The sequence below is a fragment of the Collinsella sp. CLA-ER-H4 genome (assembly GCF_040092395.1).
Lineage (GTDB): Bacteria > Actinomycetota > Coriobacteriia > Coriobacteriales > Coriobacteriaceae > Collinsella.
In genome coordinates, this window is record NZ_JBBNLQ010000019.1 from 1 (window position 1) to 21,885 (window position 21,885).

Consider the following 21,885-nt stretch of genomic DNA (forward strand, 5'->3'; position numbering starts at 1 on the left):
TCCCGACATCGAGCCCGATGACGGCTTCCGACATTCTAATTGGTGCCACGGTGGTATCCTCCAATCGGTAGGCCGATCGGAACCCCTCCCCGCGACACCCACATTACCTGGCCGTGGCGCTTGCGCCCGGCAGTTTCCTATCAGTCGTCCGGAGCGGCGAGCGCCCCCGGTGGCAACACCCCCCGGGCCCTCTACGGGGCAGGGGCAGACGGCCATCCGGAGGCGCCCGATCGGCGGCCCCTCGGGGCTTGCCCGTATCGTAGGCAATGCGCCGAATGCTCGCCATCGAAATTTATCGATGACCTATTTCAGACTGTAATGGGGCGTATAATTGCATCGATGGGGACGACACACATATATAGCGAGCCGCTGCTTGACGTCCTCATGGATTTGGGGAGGGCCTTCATGAATCGCGTGTGTGCGAGAGCTCGAGAAATGCTAAAGCCTTTTGGCAAGAAAACCAATACCGCCAAGCGTGTCCTGAGGGTTTTGGCCGTCCCGCTGGCGGCATGCGCACTCATGCTTGGTGCATCGAGTGCGTCGGCCGACCAGTCCGTTCCCTTGAGCAACCATACCGTAGAGACGGTGAATCCCACCGGCACTACGGTCAATTTGTTCGACTATTGGGTCGTGAACGGCGACAACGATAAGTCCGTCAACATAAACAACAATAATGGCAATAACAACACCGGCATCAACAAAAATCACCAGCTCAAGTTCAATGGTGGTGCCGGCACGGGCATTAACAAGTGGACGGGCAGAAGCAATATCAACGGTTTTGGACGTCTTTCATTTGTGAAGACCATGCTGGTGGATGGCTATCCGGCAATCAGCAATGGCACCCACACCTCCCAAGGCCAGGGTGTTAACTACACCGATGAGTCGCTGGCCTATCTCTTTAACAACGACAGTCAGGCAAATGGCAAACAGGACGGTAAGGCTGTCTACAACGATGTGAAAGGCCTCTTCCAGCTCAAAGATGGCTATTACGTCTACGACTCGTACGGCTCTGACGGTAACTATGGTAACTATGCCGTGTATAACCCCACGACCAACTCCTTTAACGTCTACGATAAGGCGGGCGTATATAAGGGCGACGTATCAGATGCAAATCTGGGCCAGTTCTTCCCCTTCGACTCGGCTGACAAGGTTTTTGATGAGAAGGGCAACAGCCTCTCCCCTAAGCAGATCATTGATGGAAGCACGAGCCTCAACCACCACTTTGGCATGTCCATGACCACAGAGTTTGTCCAGCCTGCGGGCGGCAAGACCACCGATAACAACGACATGGTCTTTGAGTTCTCGGGTGATGACGACGTCTGGGTGTACATCGATGGCGTACTCGTGGGCGATCTGGGTGGCATCCACGAGAAGGCAACGCTTGATATCAACTTTGCTACCGGTGAAGTAAAGGTCGGTCATATTGACGGTGCGAATGGAGCCGAGAAGGAAATCGAAAAAACCAACATCAAGGCAAAGTTCAAAGCTGCCGGCGCAGATACCTCTAACTTCTCCGGCAACACCTTCCGTGACAGCAGCAAGCATACGCTGAGCTTCTTCTATCTGGAGCGCGGCGCGGGCGCATCGAACATGAAACTTAAGTTCAACCTCACCACGCTGCCGTCGTCCGAGGTCGCGAAGGTCGACCAAAACGGCGAGGCAGTCCAGGGTGCCGAGTTTGCTCTGTATCAGTCAGATGCCAACTGGAACGCGCAGGATGAGGCCATCGCTCAGGGCACGACGGACGCCAATGGCCAGCTGGTACTTCTGAAGCCGGACAGGTCCGTTCTTTCGTTTGATAACCAGCACGCTGAGGGACACGATTACTTTGTACTCAAAGAGGTTGGCCTGCCCGCGGGATATCGCTCGAGTCTGACCTCATCGACCACCGCAACGCCAGGTGAGCTGCATCTGCAATACAAGAAAGCTGCGAGCGGCACGGGTGGCGTGGTGGTTGCACCGCAGACGACGGTCACCACGGCCGACGGCAAGTCATGGACGGGTAGCCGCATGTGGCTGAACGGCGGCTATCTGGCCGCTAAGGAGACCATTTCTCTTAATAAAGAAACAAAAGACAATAAGGGCAACGCCATTAGCTCGGGTACGACCTTCGCCGTCGTGCTCAAGCTCACCGGTGCGAGCGAGGACCACACAAGCGAAGACGCGTGGACGGCGGTCACGGGCAACCCGCTCAATGGCTATAAGCTGTGCTCCGCGCACGGCATTGCCGGTGCGGTCGAGGCTGCCAAATCGGCGGACACGAGTGTCTTTGATGTCAATACCAAGGGCGACTACGTGGTGACGGTCAGGTCGCTGCCCGGAGACATCGAGAAGTACGCCGCCATGTTGGAAGATAAGTCCCAGTCCGAATATACCGTAGCGGTGTACCACACCACGGCATCGTCTCTGGCGGGGGCAACCATCGACAACACCTCTATGGTCCAATATCAAACGATAAACAGGCAGTTCTCTACGGTGATCCACCTCACCAACGTTCAGAACCGTCTGTTTGTGCAGAAGGTCGATGACCTGGACGAGCCCGTGGACGGCGCGACGTTTGAGCTGTATAAGTCCGATGACGTTGCCGGCGATAGTCCCAGCACGTATGCAATCAACCCTGGTGCCACGCCGTATGACACCGTGAAGGCAAAAGGCATGACCTATCCGTATGACATTAAGGGTGCTGCATGCTTCCCGCTCGATTCGACAGAGCATAAGCCCCTTACCAAGGGTACGTACTACCTGCGTGAGTCTGTAAGCCCGGATGGCCATGAGATTAACAACACCATCACCAAGGTAATCGTGGACGATTCGGGTGTGTATGTGGATGCTGGCAAGGAAGGCGACGGTGTGCGCAGCATGAGCGGCCCGGGTTCGCTGATTGCTTCCCTGGCGCAGTTTGGCTCTCCCGACTCCATCGACAACACGCTTACGCACATTAAGGGCAAGCTGCAGAGTGCGGCCGTTGACGCCAACGGAAACCTGACATGGGGCCAGACGTGCACCGCCCAAGGCGTGACGCCTTCTCTTGCGGGCAACTGGATGCATATGCGCTATGACAAGACGACGCAAGGTGCCAAGGCTATCCTGCGCTATGTCGAGGACGGTGGCGAGCGCGACGGCCAGCTGGCGACCATCTTTGCCGATACGGGCATCAACCGCATGGCCCTTTATCAAGACGATGATGCCACCAATGGCACCGATCTGGGCACGCTTCAGCTCAATCATCTCTTTACCACGGCAACGGCCGTGCAGTATACCGATCGTCGCGTGGCACGCCTGCAAGTGACTAAGACCGTGACGGCGGATGCTGGTCTTACTGCGCCCACCAAGGATGCGGACGACAACGATCTGCCCTTTACGTTTAAGTTCACCCTGCCGGAGTCCCAGGAGGGCTACGAGGCGCATGTGTTCGATGCGAGCGGCAACGCTGTGGGCAATTCCTTTAGGCTCAAGAACGGCGGCACCCATTCCATCAAGGCCGGCGAGACCATTCGCGTATACGACCTTAAGAAGGGCGACAGCTATAGCGTGAGCGAGCTCACCACTAAGGGCGAGGAGTCCAGTGGCAATGTGCTGGCGAGCATCGTTAACACTGTGACCGGCTCTGCCGACGAGTCGGTGCTTCCGGCTGGCTTTAGCCTCGTGAGACGCATGGTCGGCGGCGAGAAGCAGTCGGGAACCGGCAACACCATAACGGGTTCAATCGCTGCGCTCGTGGACGGAAAGATTCCCGCGAGCAACACGCTCGAGTTCATCAACAAATACAGTGTCAGCCCCGTAAAGAATGGCCTAAGCGCCAAGAAGATGCTCGAGGGTCGCGATTGGGCCGATGGCGATTCCTTTACCGTGCAGCTTACAGCCGACGACGGCGTCCCCATGCCCAATGGCGCCAAGAGCAAGGTGTCGACGGTCGAGCTTACCAAGAATTCCCAGACGCAAACGGTTGGCGACATCACCTATAAGACGGCAACGTTTGGCGACATCACCTATACCAAGCCCGGCACGTACACCTATACCATCTCGGAGGTTATCCCCGGTTCCGATGCCGGGGCAGACGGCATAAGCTACTCTGCCGCCCGCTATAAAGCGGAGGTCGTGGTGGAGGACAACCAAGCTGGTGCTCTTGTCGTTGAGAGCGTGAAGATGACGCAGGAGCGCAACGACGCGGGCGACGACACCAAGACAGAGGTTGCCGACGCGATCTTCACCAACCGCTACGACGAGCATGAGGGGAACATCACCATCCATGCTCAAAAGAGCCTAACCGACAACGCCGGGAGTTTCCCGCTTTCCCAGAACGCCTTTAGCTTTGAGCTCAAGCGTGTGGGCGGCTATGCGGACGACAATGCAGCGTTCGATCCCGATAAGGTCGACAAGAGCATCAAGGCCCCCATGCCTCAGGACGCCGAGGGCGACACCGCGACCGTGGGCAATAACGCCGACGGTACGGTGACGTGGCCGGCGATCTCCTATACCGCCAAGGCTGATGCGGGACGCGCCTACGTGTACAAGTTCGCTGAGAATCTCGGTAGCATTAAGAAGGGCATGGACTACGACAAGTCGGTCTATTACGCCGTGGTGCGCAACGCCGAGAAGGGTGCTGGCATCCAGACTTCGATCGAGTACTACAAGGTTGCAGAGGACGGCTCGGTAAAGCAGCTGGATAAGAATGCCACACCTTCCTTTACCAATATATATAGCGTGGAGCCCACGAGCGCGACCCTGCAGGGCCAAAAGACCGTGAGCGGTCGCGACTGGAACCAGGGCGAACGCTATACCTTTAACCTCACCGCCGCTACGGACGATGCCAGTGCAACTGGTCTGGGTAAGACCACCGCAAAGGCAGTGACGGATGGGGCCGTTGCTATCGGCACTAACCAAGCTGTCGCCAGCGCGCCCGCGTCGGGACGCGTGGCATCGTTCGCCTTTGGCGCCGAAGCCGCCCCGACCGTGACGTTCAACCGCGCGGGTACCTTTAGCTTCAACATCACCGAGGATGCTGCGCGGGATGGCCAGGCGGGCATGTCCATGGACAAGCACACTGCACGCGCGACCGTCGTGGTGGCCGATCTGGATGAGTCGGGCAACCACACGGGCAAGCTGCGCGTGTCGAGCGTGACCTACGCCAACACCGGTGCCTCCGATGCGGACAAGGCCGTAACCGACAAGGCTGCCTTTACCAACGCGTACCATGCATCGGGCACCTTTGGTGGCGTGACGGTCAGCAAGACCCTCGAGGGTCGCGCCTCTGTCGCGGGACAGTTTACCTTTACCGCGACAGGCCTTTGGCACAACGGCGTTCAGACATCGGTCGATGGCTCCGAGGCCAGCCTGTCTAATACGGCTGCGGGGGCCGGCGTGCCCGGCACCGTGGTGAGCGCGAGTGGGGCGGAGAAGCTCTTTGCCCGTGAGCTCACGGAACAGGATCTGGGGCGTACGTTTGCCTATCGCATTCACGAGAACCAGCCTGCTGCCGCCGGCTACACCTATGACATCGGCTACACCGGCGATGTCATCGTGCTCGTCAAAGTCCTTGCACATAAGGATGACCCCGCTAAGCTCTACACCGTGACGACCGTGCTCAAGGGTGCGGGTGTGACGGAGCTGCTGGGCGACGGCGCCGACGCGAGCACGCTGACGGACGAAAAGATCGTCCAGCTCAAGCAAGATTCGCATACTTACGTGCAGCAGTACGATGCAAGTGAGGCCGGCGCCACAACGCCTGCCGTCTCGTTTGTGAATCGCTATGAGGCAAGTCTCGACTATGGCGCCGCTGGCGGTCTGCAGATCGAGAAGACGTTGACGTATCCCAAGGACGCGACCGTTTTTGGCTCGCCTAAGATCACGTTCCGTTATATCGTCAAGCCTGCCGACGAGACATCTGCCAGCAAGGTTGGCATTTCCACGAATGGCAAGGTCTTTGAGACCGCAAACGTCGAGGCCGACGCCCCCAAGACCGTGAGTTTGATACCTGCGGGTGGGTTGACCTTCACTCAGGATGATGCCGGCAAGACGTTCACCTATACGGTGAGTGAGATTGACGACAAGGCGACGGACTATACGTACGACAAGACGGTCCATGCGGTTAAGGCTGTCGTGGCGGATAACGGCGACGGTACGCTTAGAGTCACGACAGCGGTAAGCAAGCAGGTCGATGGCAAGGACGAGCTCGAGGGCCAGTGGATCTATCCGTCTGGTGCAACGTCCACCGGTGTCGCGACGGTCAAATTCAAGAACACCTATACGGTCACCGAGGCGGCAACCTACACCCCGTCCGTGACGAAGGTGGTTGCCGGTGCCGATGCTCCGGGCAAGTTCACCTTTGCTATGACTGCGGCTGACGATGCTACCAAGACTGCCATCGATGGCAAGCTCATCACCGGCTCTTCGATGAGCGTGGACAACGGCTATGCTGAGGAGAAGCAAACGACGGCGGCCCTCAAGGACGGGGAGCACGAAAAGATTGACTTTTCGAAGCTCACCTTCAACAAGCCGGGCACGTATACGTTTACGATTAACGAGCTGGCCCCGAACGGCGGCCTTGGCGAGTGGACGTATGACGCGCACACCTACGCCCTGACCGTTACCGTAACCGATGAGGGCGGCAAGCTTGTGGCGCGTGCCGATGGCACGACCGGCTCGGAAGGCTTCATCTTCACCAATAGGTATCGCACCTCGACGAGTTACGAGCTCCAGGGCGGCCTAGAGCTCGTCAAGACGCTCAGCGGCCACGATCTGCATGCCGGCATGTTTGGCTTTACGGTGACGGGCGAAGACCCCGCCTCAACCGATAAACTCAACAAGCTGCTGCGCGCAGATAAGGGCAAGCTCACCGTGACAAACGATGAGCCGCAAACCGATGGCACGTCCCACACCGGTATTTTGGGTGGCCTGACCTTTGCGACGGAAGATGCGGATAAGACGTTCACCTACAAGGTTGTCGAGAATAGGGGCAACAAGGGTGGCTATCAATACGACTCCACCTATTGGATGGTTGAGATCGCGGTTAAGAAGCGCGGTGACGGTTCGCTCTATACCGTGACTACGGTCAAGCACTATGACGCCAACGAAGTTGAAGAGCCCCGCGATACGAAGACCTTTAGCTCCGAGAACGGTGTTGCCAAGGCTCAGGTGTTCTTTACCAACAGCTACGCTGCGACCGGAACATTCGACGGTCTTACTGCCGAGAAGGTAATGGATTCCGGCGACAAGATCGAGGCTGGCCAGTATACGTTTGACCTGTATGCCGAGAAGGCCGATGGCTCGCTCGAAAAGATGGATGAGGGCACGACTCAGGCGGCCAAGAACGGTACCGCTACGGTCGACTTTGGTAAGGTTAACTTTAAGCTTGGCGATGCTACCAGCGGAACTCATGAGCAGACGATTGACCTTGCCGGCGCCGTCAACGATGGCGTTGCCACCAAGCGCCACAATGCCGACCACACCACCACCTACAGCTTTAACCTGGTGGCAAAGGAGCGCTTGGCCAACCTGCCCGAGGGCGTGCGTCCCGTGGACACGTCCGCGACGTGCCGGGTGCTGCTCGAGGTGACCGACAACAACGATGGCACGCTGACGCCCAGGGTGACCTATCGCGACGGTACCGAGAACGGCAAGATCGTTTTCCACAATACGCGCGATAAGGTCAAGACGATCGGCACGGTCGCGAAGCCCGATGTGGACATCGACGGGCAGTTGCTCTCCGTGGGCGACTCCTACGTCTACACCATTAACTGGGTCAACACCGAGGCCGATGACAATGGCAACCCGCTTTCGGTCAATGCGACCGTAACCGACGAGCTGCCCACGGGCGTCGTGTTCGAGGCCTTTGAGGGCGAGTATGCCGATAAGGGTTCCGCGAGTGGCCAGTTGCTCACCTGGAACCTGGGCGAGCAGCCCGCGGGCAGCCATGGCTCGGTGCGCGTGCGTGTCAAGATTACCGAGGATGCTGTGAAGGACGCCCAAAGCGCTATCGGCACCATCAAAAACACTGCTACCGTTACGGTCGGCAACAAGAGCTATACCGGCACCACGACCAACTACGCGCCCAAGAAGTCCGAGAGCGATGCTCGGGGTTCGACGGGGTCGGGTGTGGCGCTGGGTGATGAGCTCACCTACACCATCGGCTACAAGAACACCGAGGGCGCGTCTGCCACGGTGACGATCACCGATGCCGTTCCCGCGGGAACCGAGTTCGTGGAGTTCGCCGGCGACCATAAGGATGCCGGCTCCAAGGACAACGACGGCAACCTCACTTGGAAGCTGACGGACGTTCCCGCCGGCAAGGAGGGCACGGTTCAGTTTAAGGTTCGCGTGACCGAGGACGCGTTTAAGAGCGGTGGCGCTTCGGGCAATATTTTCAACCAGGCGTCGGTGGCGGTCGGCGACAAGCCTGCCGTCAAGACCAACACCACTACCGATCAGGTTTCTGACGGCCGCCTGACGCTGAGCAAGACGGTCACGGCCGCCGAAGGCATTGTCGCGCCCAACAAGGCATTCACCTTTAAGGTGCTGCTCTGCCAGGCCGATGGCGCAACGCCTCTGACCGGTACCTTTGCGTATGCTGGCCGTCCCAGCGGCACCAACGGCACCTATGTAAGTGGACAGATCAAGAGCGGTGACACCATCGCGCTTAAGGCCGGCGGCTCCGTGACGGTTACCGTGCCCGTGGGCGCTCGCTACGAGGTGCAGGAGCTTGACTCCAAGGGCGACCTCATGACGAGTGAGGACGGATTTGCAATTGCCGACAAGGCGAACACCAAGAAGGGCACCGTCGGACAGACAACGCAGGCAGGCTTCACCAATGTCTATAGCGTGGAGTCCACGAAGGTGGAAAACGCTTTTAAGGTGCAAAAGAAGATCTCCGGACGCAACTGGATAACATCGGATGCCTTTACCATGACGCTGACTGCCCAGGGTGAGGCACCCATGCCCAAGGGCGCCAAGGAGGGCGTGTCGACGATTGAGTTGCACAAGGATGCCCAGGTCGGCAACTTCGGTGCTATCGAGTACACCAAGCCCGGTACCTATACCTATATGATTACCGAGCAGTCGGGTGACGAGGCGGCACTCACGTTCTCGAAGGCCACCTATCGTGCCACCGTCACGGTGACCGACAACGGCGCCGGCAAGCTGTCTGCCAAGACCAAGATTGCACAGCTGACTGACGATGCGGGCGACGCTGCTGAGCGCACGGTCGAGGCGGCGGTCTTTACCAACACCGCCAAGACCGGCAGCCTCACCGTCAAGAAGACGGTCGTCGGCGGCGACAGCCAGCGCGAGTTCGGCTTTGCGGTCACGCTGACCGACGGGGACGGCGAGCCCGTCTCCGGCACCTTCGGCAAGGGCGAGCACGCCGTGACGTTCACGGACGGCAAGATGACCTTCACGCTTAAGGACGGCGGGGAGAAGACCATCGCCGGCCTGCCCGTGGGCGCGCACTACACCGTGACCGAGGACGCCGCCGAGGGCTACACGACCACGGTCAACGGGGCTGACGGCTCCAAGGCCGAAGGCGCCGTGACCGAGGACGGCGCGACCGTCGCATTCACCAACACCGTGAAGACGGGCGAACTTGACGTCTCCAAGACCGTCGTGGCGCGCGAGGGCCTGGCGGTCGACGTGGACAAGACATTTGAGTTTGCGGTCGAGGCCACCGATGCCGCGGGCCGCGGCGTGTCCGGCACCTACGGTGACGCGACGTTCGAGGACGGCAAGGCGACCCTCAAGCTCAAGGGCGGCCAGAAGGCGAGGATCACGGGGCTGCCCGCGGGGACCGCCTACACGGTGACCGAACATGCCGCCGCTGGCTACAAGGCCGCGGTGAACGGGGCCGAGGGCTTCAGGGCCGAGGGCTCCATCACGGCAAACCAGGTCTCCTCTGCCGCCTTCACCAACACCTTCGACCCCGCCCCCGCCACGGCGTCCGTCCCCGAGCTCACCAAGGTGCTCGCGGGCGGCCGCAAGCCCGGCCTCCAGGAGGGGGAGTTCGCCTTTGAGCTCTCCCTCGCCGACGGCGCGGACAATGTGCTCGAGGGCTACCCGATCGAGGCGAAGAACGACAAGGACGGCAAGGTTTCCTTCGGCGAGCTCAGCTTCACCAATCCGGGTACCTACCACGCAACCGTGACCGAGAAGGCAAGCGGCGATGTCCTGATTGAGGACGATGCGCACGCCTACACCTTCGACGTCACGGTGACTCAGACCGGTGCCGGCCTTAAGGCCGAGATCTCCAACGAGCGGGGCAAGAAGACTTTCACCAACACCTTCACGCCGCACGACAACACCAAGACCGTCACCAAGGCGGACGCCTCGGGTGCCAAGGTCGATGTGGATGGCAAGCTGGTGGGCGTGGGCGATACCCTCACCTATACCATCGGCTGGGCCAATAACAGTGTCGACGACAAGGGCGCCGCACAAGCGGCCGACGTGACGGTGACCGATGTCCTGCCTAAGGGCGTTGACTACGTCGAGGGGACTGCCGCCGAAAACGCCACCTACGACGCCGCGACGCGCACCCTTACCTGGTCGCTCGGCGAGCAGGCTGCGGGCGCCACGGGCACGCTCGGCTTCGACGTGAAGGTCTCCGCCGAAGCTGCCGTAGTCGACGACATCGCCAACACCGCAACGGTCAAGGTGGGCGAGAACGAGTCGCAGACCAACACGACCCACAACAGCGTGCCCCGCGAGGGCAGCCTCACCGTCAAGAAGACGGTCGTCGGCGGCGATAGCCAGCGCGAGTTCGGCTTTGCGGTCACGCTGGCCGACGGGGACGGCGAGCCCGTCTCCGGCACCTTCGGCAAGGACGCGCACGCCGTGACGTTCACGGACGGCAAGGCGACCTTCACGCTCAAGGACGGCGAGGAGAAGACCATCGCCGGCCTGCCCGTGGGCGCGCGCTACACCGTGACCGAGGACGCCGCCGAGGGCTACACGACTGCTGTTAACGGGGCTGACGGCTCCAAGGCCGAAGGCGCCGTGACCGAGGACGGCGCGACCGTCGCGTTCACCAACACGTACGGAACGGCCGCCGAGGGCAGGGACGTCTCCACCGCGGGGCTCTTCACCAAGACGCTCGAGGGCCGCGACTGGGCCGAGGGCGACAGCTTCCAGTTCGCGCTTACGGGCGAGGGCGGCGCCCCCATGCCCGAGGGCTCTGCCGACGGCTCCAAGACCGTCAGCGTGACGGCCGCCGCCGGCACCAAGGCGGGCGATAGGGTCGCCTTCGACTTCGGCCCCATCCGCTACACGCTTGATGACATCAAGGACGCCGGGTTCGCCGAGGTCGGCGGTAAGCGCGTGCGCGCCAAGACCTTCACCTACACGGTGCGCGAGGTCAGGCACGATGACGGCTCCGCCATCGCCGGCGTGGCCTACGACGGCCACACCGCCACGATGACGGTGACCGTGACCGACGACGGCTCCGGCAACCTCACGGCCACGACGCCCGCGATCGCGCAGGCGAGCGGCGGCGACTTCGTCAACACCTACACGACCGAGCTCGACTACTCGGCCCGCGCGGGCGTGCGCCTGTCCAAGACGCTCTCCGGCCGCGCCATGGAGGCGGGGCAGTTCGCCTTCACCGTGACCGCGGATGCCGAGACGGCCGCCAAGCTCGGCCTCAAGACCGACAAGGATGCCTACGCCGTGGCCGCTGCCGATGACGGAGAGGCCGACCTGATCGACCTCGTCGGCGGTGCCGCGGGCAGCGACGTGAAGTTCACCGACGCCGACGCGGGCAAGACCTACAGCTTCACCGTCACCGAGACCAAGCTCGGCGGCGAGGGCTACGCCAACGACACCGCGCCGCGCACGGTGACCATCGCGCCCGCCTACGATGCCGCGACGGGCAAGCTCACGGTCACGACCACAGTTGCCAAGGACGGTGTCGAGGTCGCCCGCAGCGAGGTCTCCACGGCAGATGACGTCACGGCGACGCCTGCGCCCGTGACGGTCGCGTTCGAGAACTCCTACGAGGCCACCGGCGCGCTCGGCGGCGAGGGCAACGTGGCAATTAACGCCACCAAGACGCTGACGGGCCGCGCCGCGGCGGCGGGCGAGTTCTCGTTCTCCGTCCGCGATGCCCGGGGCAATGTGGTCGCGACCGCGACCAACTGGGCCTCCGGCGACGGCGAGGCCGCGGGACTCGCGTTCTCGCCCATCTCCTACACCACCGACGCTCTCGGGCGGATGGTGGCGGAGGGAACCGCCACCAGGGCCGCCGACGGCTCCTGGGTCATTCCCTATACCGTATCCGAGGACGGCACGGACCGGCTGCCCGCGGGCGTGACGGCGACCGCCTCGAGCTTCGACATCACGGTCAAGGTGACCGATAACGGCAAGGGCGGGCTGGATGTGGCCGTGACCTACCCCGAGGGCTCCGATGGCACGCTGTCGTTCGTGAACGGCTATGGCACCAACGAGGCGACAGTCGACCTCGCGGGCACCAAGACGCTGGCGTTCGGCCAGGCCGGACTCGGCCTCACGCAGGCCGACATCGCGGGCAAGTACACCTTTAAGATTGAGCCGCTGGACGGCGCGCCCGCACCGGTCGACGCCTCCGGCAAGACGGTGACCGAGGCGACCAACGACGCCGCCGGCAATGTCGTGCTGGGCCGCGTCACGTTCAAGCAGCCGAGCGACCTCGACGACGTCGAGATCGACGGCGACGGCCTGCGCACCAAGACGTTCGCCTACCGGGTGAGCGAGTCCGGCTCGGTCGACGGCGTGGTCAATGACGCGACGGCGATCAGGACCTTCGCGGTCAAGGTGGTCGAGGACACCAACGCGGGCACGCTCGCCGCGGAGGTCCTGCCCGCAGAGGGCACGCCCGAGGGCAAGGGCGCGTTCGAGTTCACCAACACCTACGGCGTGAACCCGACGCCGAGCTCCGTCACCGACCAGATTACGGTGAACAAGAAGCTCAAGGGCTGTGACCTGGCCGAGGGCGAGTTCGAGTTCCAGCTGGTCGAGATTGCCGCCGACGGCAGTGAGAGCGTCGCGGCAACGGGCAAGAACGCCGCCGACGGCACGGTCGCTCTCAGCCCCGTCGCCTACACCGCGCCCGGCACGCACAGCTATGAGCTGCGCGAGGTCGCCGGCACGGCGGGCGGCGTGACATACGACAGGGCGACGTACCGCGTGCGCACGACGGTTGCCGATGCCGGAAACGGTAAGCTCACCGTCAGGCACGAGCTGGCGGATGCCGAGGGCAATCCCACGGGCGGCGACTCGGTGACGTTCACCAACGGCTACGAGGCCGCACCCGTCACCCTCAAGCTGGGCGCCGCCAAGGTGCTCAAGGGCGCCGAGCTCAAGGCGGGCCAGTTTAGCTTTGAGCTCAAGAGCCGGGACGGCAAGGTCATGTCGATCGCCAAGAACGCCGCGGACGGCAGCGTCACGTTCGATGCGCTGACGTTCAAGCTGACCGGCACCTACACCTTCACGGTGAGCGAGGTCGACGACGGCCAGGCGCACGTGACCTACGACAAGGCGGTGCACAAGATCGTCGTCACGGTGAGCGACAAGGCGGCAGACGGCACCAAGACGGGCTATCTGTCGGCGAAGGTCTCCTACGAGGGCGACGCCAACATTCCGCCGGTCTTCACCAACAGCTACGCCGAGAATCCCGGGACCCCCGGCACCCCCGAGAACCCCGGCACGCCGGGCGGCGGCTCAGACGGCGGTTCAGATAACGGCTCCGGCAGCGGCTCTAGCGGCGACGGCTCCAAGGGCGGCATGCCCGACACCGGCGACCGCAGCCTGCCGGTCGAGGCGCTCGCGGCCATGGCCGGCATCGGCGCGCTGACCGCAGTGGGCGGCGCGGTCCTGTACCGCAGGCGCCGTTAGCGATATGCACGAGTGGGGCGAATCCATCCGATGGGTTCGCCCCACTTGCTCTGGTGGGCGGGAGCAGGTAAGATATACCGAGCACCTAGCGCGTTCGATGGGTTCGGATGACGACATGTTCCGAATCTGGTCAGGTCCGGAAGGAAGCAGCCATAAGGAGCCTCTGTCGGGCATCCGAATCCATCGAGCGCACGGGCGTTTTTTGGTGCCGCGACATGGCCCGGCCGACGGCGAGGTATTTGGTGTCTCGCTGGTCCTCGGCTTCGCCTGCGGGATCGCTCGACTACCAAACACCTCGCCGCCGGCCGGGCCCCGTCGTCCGAAAATCACCCGTAAAGGCGCGTTTATCTAATTTAATCTATCCCTTGTGGAATGCGGCTTGCTGGTGTTGTCTGGGCATTGATGGCTACATGGTTCAAGAGGCGGCGGTGCTGTTGCTTGAATTTTTGCAGTTAAAGAGGCCCGTTTCCCTGGGTTGGGGAAACGGGCCTCTTTTCTCTCTGGGTTTGTGGATTGGCGAAGGTGGTATGCTCTGGCAGCTATTTTGAGTTCCTGATGCGGCGTGTGGCTGTGGCGGTTATTCCGAGGCCTGCTGCGGCGATTCCTGCGAGTGCGATTGCGCTCGGTGCTGCGTCGCCCGTGTTCGCGAGCTTGCCGGCGGTCGCATCTGTCTGTTTGCCGCTGCTTGTGTTCGCTTGCTTGGGGGAGCTTGGTAAGGCGTCTTTGCCGGTTGCAGGCGGTGTCGCCTCGGTGGGCTGCGCTGGGCTGGAGGGTTTTGTCGTCTCGGCGGGTTTCGTTATCTCGGGCGAGGTGGCCTTGTCTGCCGCGGCCTTTGCCTCTTCGTATGCCTTGCAGGCGTCGTCATAGGCCGCTTGCGCCTTTTCCAAATCGCCGAGGAGCGCATTTCGCTTGGCTATGTCCTCGTCGATGTGGGCTTTAGCTTCCTCCGCCTCACTTTCGGAATCCTGAACCTGTCTTTCCTGGCTTTCGAGCCGGCGTCGGTAGGAGTGAAGATCATCTTCACAAGATTTCTCTCGCCTTTCTGCCGACATGATCTCACGTCGCAACTGCTTAATATGCTCTTTAGTAGCTGTGCTGGGCTCCTCGTCGCCGAGTGCTTCAAGTGCCTTATCTAATTCTGCCTGAAGGCCGCTTGTCCGGCTGTGGGCCTCATCGTATTTGGCTTGGGCTGCATCGACGTTCGCTTGCATGGCGGGAAGGCGTTCCCTCCGTTTGGCGGCTTCCGTCACCACCATGTCGTAGATCTCTTGAAAAGCGGCAATGTCATCATCGATTGCCGCAAGTTTCTCGGGACTTGCGGCAACTTTTGCGGCCTCGAGGGTTTTGAGCGCTTCCTGCATGGCTGCATACGCTTTTTCTTTTGCGGCGGCCGCATCTTCCGTCTGCAAGGCAACTGCACCGGTGGGGGAACTGGTTTCTGCCGCAATTGCCGTTACGGGGGCGATTCCCGCGACAAGTGCCGCGGAAAGGGCGATGCCCACGGTTGCTCGTCTTGCTCTTCTTGCGAGAATGTCGTTCATCTCGGCACCTCATTTCAAGGGTCGGCGACTAACTTGGTAGCACTACTGTAAGTATATCAGGCGGTTTGCCCGCCATTGATCGGGCGTGCGCGTATACCCCTTGATTAACAGCCATTAAATCTATCCCTTAAGGAACGCGGCTTGCTAGTGTTGTCTGGGCATTGATGGCTACGTGGTTCAAGAGACGGCGGCATTACCATCTGTTTTCACAAGTAAAGAGGTCCGTTTCCCTGGGTTGGGGAAACGGACCTCTTTTTGTCTCTTGGCTTGTGGATTGGCGAAGACAATAACCGCTGGCAGCTATTTTGGGTTCCTGAGGCGGCGTGTGGCCGTGGCGGTTATTCCGAGTCCTGCGGCGGCGACTGCTGCGAGTGCGATTGCGCTCGGCGCTGCATCGCCCGTGTTCGCGAGCTTGCCGGCGGTCGTATCTGCTTGCTTGCCGCTGCTCGTGTTCGCCTGCTTGGTGGAGCTCGATGGGGCGTCTTTGCCGGTTGCAGGTGAGGCAACGGGCGGTGTCGCCTCGGCGGGTTGCGTCGAGCCGGAGGGAGGCACTGTCTCGGTCGGTTTCGTTATCTCGGGCGAGGCGGCCTTGTCTGCCGCGGCCTTTGCCTCTTCGTATGCCTTGCAGGCGTCGTCATAGGCCGTTTGCGCTTTTTTCAAATTGTCGAGGAGCGCATCTCGCCAGGCTGTGAACCGGTCGATATCGGCTTTATATTTCTCTACAGCACGTTCACAGTCATTAACTCGTCTTTCCTCTCTTCTGAGGCGGTACTGGAACTCGCGGAGCTCCGTTTCGCAATAGTTTACGTGCGTTTTTGCCGATATGATCTCACTGTGCAACTGCTTTATTTGCTGTTTAGTAGTTTCGACAAACTCCTCGTAGCCGAGTGCTTCGAGTGTCTTAAGCATCTCATGTTTCTTCTCTAATTCTGCCTGGAGCTCGCTTACCCGGTTGATGGCCCCGTCGTATTTGGCTTGGGCAGCATCGACGTCCGCTTGCATGGTGGGAAGGAGTTCCCTCCCTTCGGCGGCTTGCGCCGCCATCTTTTCGCGGTACTCTTGAAAACGGGTAATGTCATCATTGAATCTCGCAATTTTCTCGGGACTTGCGGCGTTTTTTGCGGCCTCGAGGTTTTTGAGCGCTTCCTGCATGGCTGCATACGCTTTTTCTTTTGCGGCGGCCGCGTCTTCTGTCTGCGGGGCGCCCGAATTGCCGTTGGCGGCGCTCGTCTGCGAAACGGCCGCACCGGTGGGGGCGCTGGTTTCTGCCGCGATTGCCGTTACGGGGGCGATTCCCGCGACAAGTGCCGCGGAAAGGGCGATGCCCACGGTTGCTCGTCTTGCTCTTCTTGCGAGAATGTCGTTCATCTCGGCACCTCATTTCAAGGGTCGGCGACTAACTTGGTAGCACTAATGTAAGTATACCAAGTGGTCGACCCGACACTGGCTGGGTGCGCGCCTCTCCGCTTCTTTGGAAACCGAATCCTATTAGAAATGACGAGTTGTTTACGCTTCTTTTGGGCTCACCGTACTATCATGATTCGGATTGAGTGTGAATGATGATAGGGAGCGCCTATACATGATTGAGCTGCTCAGGCGTTTTGGTGGTAAGTTTCGCCGGTATATGGTGATCGGCCCTGCGTGTAAGCTGATCGAAGTGATCTTTGACCTGCTGACGCCGCTGGTGATTGCCCAGATGATCGATAAGGGTATTGGCGCACACGATGTCAACGCCGTCGTCCACTACGGTATGCTGCTTGGCGCCATGGCTGTGATCGGCATCTCGTTTACGCTCGTCTGCCAAAAGATGGCGGCGCTCACCTCGCAGGGCATGGGCACCGATATCCGCGGTGCGCTCTACCAGCACATCAACAAGTTGAGCTATGCCGAACTCGACCGCTTTGGCACGCCGTCGCTTATCACCCGCATCACCAACGACGTCAACCAGGTGCAGCTCGCTGTGGCGCTGGGCGTACGCATGCTCATCCGCTGGCCCTTCTTGGCGGTGGGCTCTATGTGCGCGGCCCTTGCCATCGACCTTAAGCTCGGCATGATCTTCTTGATCTGCACGCCCGCTATCGGCCTGGTGTTTTGGTTTGTCATGGCGCGCTGTATCCCGTATTACAGGCAGCTGCAGGCAAAGCTCGACCGCATCGCGCTTATCTGCCGCGAGGGGCTTTCGGGCGCCCGCGTTGTTCGCGCCTTTGTGCGTGAGGACCACGAGCGCGAGCGTTTTGCCCAAGCCGCCGATGACCAGGCCAATACTGCCATCGCGGTGGGCAAGCTCTCGTCGATCCTTAATCCCGTCACGTTTCTTGTGATGAACCTGGGCGTGTGCGCCATCCTGTGGGTGGGCGGCATCCAGGTCAACGTGGGCGAGCTCACGCAGGGTCAGGTCATGGCGTTTGTGAACTACATGACGCAGACGCTCACCTCCATCGTGTACGTCGCCAACCTGGTCGTGGTCTTTACCAAGGCGAGCGCCAGCGCGTCGCGTATCAACGAGGTGCTCAATTGCGTGCCGAGCATCGCTGACGAGGGCAACCAGCCGGTCGCGCTGCCTGAGCCGAGCGACCTGACGGGTGGCGCTGTTCCGGTCCCTGCGCTGAGCTTTGACCATGCGAGCTTCTCGTTTGGCGCCGGCGCGGCAAATGCCGTGAGCGATGTGACTCTGGAGCTGCCGGTGGGCAAAACCCTCGGCATTATCGGCGGCACGGGCAGCGGTAAGTCGACCCTCGTTTCGCTTATTCCGCGCCTGTACGATGCGGGCGTGGGCAGCGTGTACGTGATGGGCTCCGACGTGCGCGCCTGGCAGCTCGACCAGCTGCGCCACGTGGTCGCGACCGTTCCGCAGCGTGCGTCGCTGGTGAGCGGCACTATCCGCAGCAACCTGACCTGGCGTGACGAGTCGGCGACCGACGAGGAGCTCTGGGCAGCGCTCGATATGGCGCAGGCGAGCGAGTTCGTGCGCAACAAGCCGAAGGGGCTCGACGCCCCGGTCGAGGCGGGCGGTAAGAACTTTAGCGGTGGCCAGCGCCAGCGTCTGACCATCGCGCGCGCCCTAGTGGGCTCGCCACAGGTTCTGATCATGGACGACTCCGCCTCGGCGCTCGACTTTAAGACCGACGCGGCGCTTCGCCATGCCATTCGCGAGCGCAGTGTGCGCGGTGCCGCCAAGGGCGGGCTGCCGCTCACGACCGTCATCGTAAGCCAGCGCGTCTCGACCGTGCGCGATGCCGACATGATCTGCGTACTCGACCACGGCTCGGTTGCGGGTCTGGGCACGCATGACGAGCTGTACGCGACCTGCCAGCTCTATCGCGAGATTTGCCAGTCGCAGCTGCGCCGCGAGGATCTCGAGGGCCAGCAGGGGAGTGCGGCGCCCGCGTCCACCCCAGGCGCCCCGACCGCCCCCGCATCTGTCTGCGCAAAGGAGGGCTGCTAAATGAATCCGTACACTTCCTCCGGTTCGGTCGCCACGATGACGGCCAACGTGTCCGGTAACGATAGCCTCAACGACCTGGGCGACGGTCCGCGCCAGCCCGGCGACCCCGAGCGCTATCCCGTGGGTGCGGTGACTCGCCGTCTGATGGGCTACGTTCGTCCGCATCGCATTTCGTTTGTTGCGTCGTTTGTGAGTGCCGCCATCTCCGTGATTCTGCAGCTCTACACGCCTATCCTTATCGGCGAGGGCATCGACCTGATCGTCGCCGCCGGGCAGGTGGACTTCGATGCGCTGCTGCCGCTCGTTACCAAGCTCGCGATTGTCGTCGTAGGTGCTGCGGCCTTCCAGTGGCTGCAGGGCTATTGCGTCAACCGCCTGTCCTACGAAACGGTGCGCGACATGCGCGTGGAGGCGAGCGATAAGCTCAGCCGCATGCCGCTCAGCTTTATCGACAGCCATGCCCACGGCGACCTTATGAGCCGCGTGGTCAACGACGTCGATCAGGTGGGCGACGGTCTGCTGCAGGGCTTTACGCAGCTCTTCACCGGTGTTATCACCATCGTGGGCACGCTCGCGTTTATGCTCTCCATTAACCTGACCATGACGCTCGTGGTGGTACTCGTCACGCCGCTTTCCATTTTTGCAGCTGGTGCCGTCGCCAAGCTTTCCAATAAGAGCTTCACTGCTCAACAGCGCATCCAGGGCCAACTCGGCGGTCATATCGAGGAGTATGTGGGCGAGCAAAAACTGGTGGATGCGTTTGCCTACGGCCCGAACGCCCAAGCGCGCTTCGACGCCCTCAACGCCGAGCTCTATACGGCAGGTGAACGCGCACAGTTTATGGGCTCGCTTTCCAACCCCGGTACGCGCTTTATCAACAACATCATCTATGCCGTGGTCGCCGTGATTGGCTGCGTGGGCGTGATCACGGGCGTGCCCGCTGCGCTCACGGTGGGCGGCGTGCAGATTTTCCTGTCCTATGCCAACCAGTACACCAAGCCGTTCAACGAGGTCACCAACGTCATTACGCAGATCCAGACGGCGTATGCCTCGGCGCGCCGCATGTTTGCGCTGCTCGATGCGCGCGAGCAGGAGCCCGATGCGGCGGATGCCGTGGAACTTGCCGCCCCGCAGGGTGAGGTGACCTTTGAGCATGTGGACTTTAGCTACGTGCCCGACCGCAAGCTGCTGCAGGATATCTGCATCGAGGCCAAGCCCGGCATGCGCTTTGCCCTCGTTGGCCCTACGGGCTGCGGCAAGACGACGCTCATCAATTTGCTGCTGCGATTCTACGATATCGATGCCGGTCGCATCGCAGTCGATGGCCGGTCTTCGCGTGGCTACACGCGCGCAAGCCTGCGCCGCGCCTTTGGCATGGTGCTGCAAGATACCTGGTTGTTCGAGGGCACCGTGGCCGAAAACATCGCCTACGGCTGTCCCGACGCTACGCGCGAGCAGGTTATCGAAGCTGCCAAGCACGCGCACGCGCACAAGTTTATCGTGCAGCTGCCAGGCGGCTACGATACGGTCATCGGCGAGGACGGCGGCACGTTTAGCCAGGGCCAAAAGCAGCTGCTGTGCATTGCGCGCGTCATGCTCACCGACCCGGCTATCTTGCTGCTGGACGAGGCAACGTCGAGTATCGACACGCGCACCGAGCTGCAGGTGCAGGCGGCATTCGACGAGCTCATGGCCGGTCGCACAAGCTTTGTGGTGGCGCACCGCCTGTCGACGATCCGCAACGCCGACTGCATTCTGGTCATGCGCGACGGCCAGATTATCGATCGCGGCACGCACGACGAGCTGTTAGCGGCAGGCGGCTTCTACGCCGAACTCTACCGCAGCCAATTCGCCCAGTGAGCAAGCCCGCGGGGCAAATTAATCAATCGACAGACGGTGGTTTACATCTGTCACGTTAGTACTAAGATATTCATCTAATAAATTGCATTAGTGGCTTTAGTTTTGGGGGATACGAGGCAACGTGACTATGACGTGCTCTTTGGTGGTTAACAGCAAGAGCGGTAATACCAGGATGGTTTCGGGTGCGATCAAGCGCACGCTGCAGGCTGCAGGTGTTGAGTTTGTCCATGCCGCGGCGTTGAGCGACGATGCGGATGCAGATCAGGTTTCGCTCGAGGCGCAGGGCGCCTGCGCGGCCGACACGGTGCTTGTCGGTTTTTGGTGCGACAAGGGCGCGTGCACGCCTTCGGTCGCGACGTTGCTCTCCACCTTGCACGGCAAGCGTGTCTTTCTGTTTGGCACCTGCGGCTTCGGGGCCGACCAGAGCTATTATCAGCAGATTATCGACCGCGTAACTTCCAATTTGGCTGGGGATGCCGAGCTTGTAGGCTGGGCAATGTGCCAGGGCAAGATGGGTCCCGCGGTCAAGCAGCGCTACGAGGCCATGCTCGAGCAAGATCCCGAAAACGCCCGATTTAAGATGCTACTCGACAACTGGGTTGCCGCAAAGGATCACCCCACCAAGGAGGATCTGGATAACATGGCTGCAGCCGCCAAGAAGGCCGTGCTGGGAGAGTAGCTTCGCCGTTCGCGGTCCTTCGTGCAAAACAATACAAATGGTGAAAGCCTCGAAATCCTCGAGGCTTTTTTCTTGACACTCGTGGGCGCAACGATGGCAAGCGTCTGGGACGATATTTTCCATCACCCCGATGACGAGGCCGTTCTGGACAACACGCTCGCATATGTTCGCTGGATGTATTCAGAGTGGGACGGGCTTTCCGGATGGGCGGGGTTTCGGAAAGTGCGTCCCGGAATTTGCCTTTGGAATGGGACGTAGTTTCCCGTTGAGGTGCTTTGCGGAAAGTGCATCCCACTCTGGGCGGTCGAAGTGGGACACACTTTCCCAAAGGCGCTCCAACGGGAAATTGCGTCCCATTATTCGGTCAAGAAACGGGATGCATGGGACCTCGGACAAAATCTCGGACCCAATCTGGGTCCAGGAGGGAGTCCGATGTATACGAAAGAGGAGCGCGAGGGGATTCTCTGGGAGTTCCACCGGAGCGGCCTGTCCGCCCCCGCCGCCTGCAG

6 protein-coding genes and 1 other RNA gene are annotated in these 21,885 nt (G+C 61.1%); 5 read left to right on the top strand and 2 right to left on the bottom strand.

The features are described 5' to 3' along the window. The first annotated feature begins 435 nt into the window (after window positions 1–435). Both AAAX34_RS09150 and ffs read left to right on the top strand, forming a co-directional pair. Window positions 436–13,851, top strand: a complete 13,416-nt coding sequence (locus tag AAAX34_RS09150) for an FctA domain-containing protein (RefSeq protein ID WP_349111011.1) — start codon at window positions 436–438, stop codon at window positions 13,849–13,851. Window positions 13,852–13,945: 94 nt separating this feature from the next. Continuing rightward, window positions 13,946–14,041, top strand: an RNA gene (gene ffs, locus AAAX34_RS09155) — signal recognition particle sRNA small type. A 349-nt stretch (window positions 14,042–14,390) separates the two neighbouring features. Here ffs and AAAX34_RS09160 read toward each other — a convergent pair. Beyond that, on the bottom strand, window positions 14,391–15,392 hold the full coding sequence (locus AAAX34_RS09160; protein ID WP_349111013.1) for an LPXTG cell wall anchor domain-containing protein: 1,002 nt from the start codon (window positions 15,390–15,392) through the stop codon (window positions 14,391–14,393). A gap of 300 nt (window positions 15,393–15,692) precedes the next feature. Further along, window positions 15,693–16,760, bottom strand: a complete 1,068-nt coding sequence (locus AAAX34_RS09165; RefSeq protein ID WP_349111015.1) for a hypothetical protein — start codon at window positions 16,758–16,760, stop codon at window positions 15,693–15,695. Window positions 16,761–16,971: 211 nt separating this feature from the next. On the opposite strand from AAAX34_RS09165, the gene AAAX34_RS09170 reads away from it, so the two are divergent. The 3 genes from AAAX34_RS09170 (at window position 16,972) to bilS (ending at window position 21,376) form a co-directional block, all read left to right on the top strand. Continuing rightward, window positions 16,972–18,837, top strand: a complete 1,866-nt coding sequence (locus AAAX34_RS09170) for an ABC transporter ATP-binding protein (protein WP_349111017.1) — start codon at window positions 16,972–16,974, stop codon at window positions 18,835–18,837. After that, window positions 18,838–20,697: an ABC transporter ATP-binding protein gene (locus AAAX34_RS09175; RefSeq protein WP_349111018.1), complete on the top strand. Its 1,860-nt coding sequence runs from the start codon at window positions 18,838–18,840 to the stop codon at window positions 20,695–20,697. 127 nt (window positions 20,698–20,824) lie between these two features. Then, complete coding sequence (bilS, locus tag AAAX34_RS09180; RefSeq protein ID WP_349111019.1) at window positions 20,825–21,376, top strand: flavodoxin family protein BilS; 552 nt, start codon at window positions 20,825–20,827, stop codon at window positions 21,374–21,376. The last annotated feature ends 509 nt before the right edge of the window (window positions 21,377–21,885 follow it).

Bases quoted from the DNA above. Each gene is read 5' to 3' on its own strand.
- AAAX34_RS09150 (WP_349111011.1), top strand. From the start codon at position 436: ATGCTAAAGCCTTTTGGCAAGAAAACCAATACCGCCAAGCGTGTCCTG.
- AAAX34_RS09160 (WP_349111013.1), bottom strand. From the start codon at position 15,392: ATGAACGACATTCTCGCAAGAAGAGCAAGACGAGCAACCGTGGGCATC.
- AAAX34_RS09165 (WP_349111015.1), bottom strand. From the start codon at position 16,760: ATGAACGACATTCTCGCAAGAAGAGCAAGACGAGCAACCGTGGGCATC.
- AAAX34_RS09170 (WP_349111017.1), top strand. From the start codon at position 16,972: ATGATTGAGCTGCTCAGGCGTTTTGGTGGTAAGTTTCGCCGGTATATG.
- AAAX34_RS09175 (WP_349111018.1), top strand. From the start codon at position 18,838: ATGAATCCGTACACTTCCTCCGGTTCGGTCGCCACGATGACGGCCAAC.
- bilS (WP_349111019.1), top strand. From the start codon at position 20,825: ATGACGTGCTCTTTGGTGGTTAACAGCAAGAGCGGTAATACCAGGATG.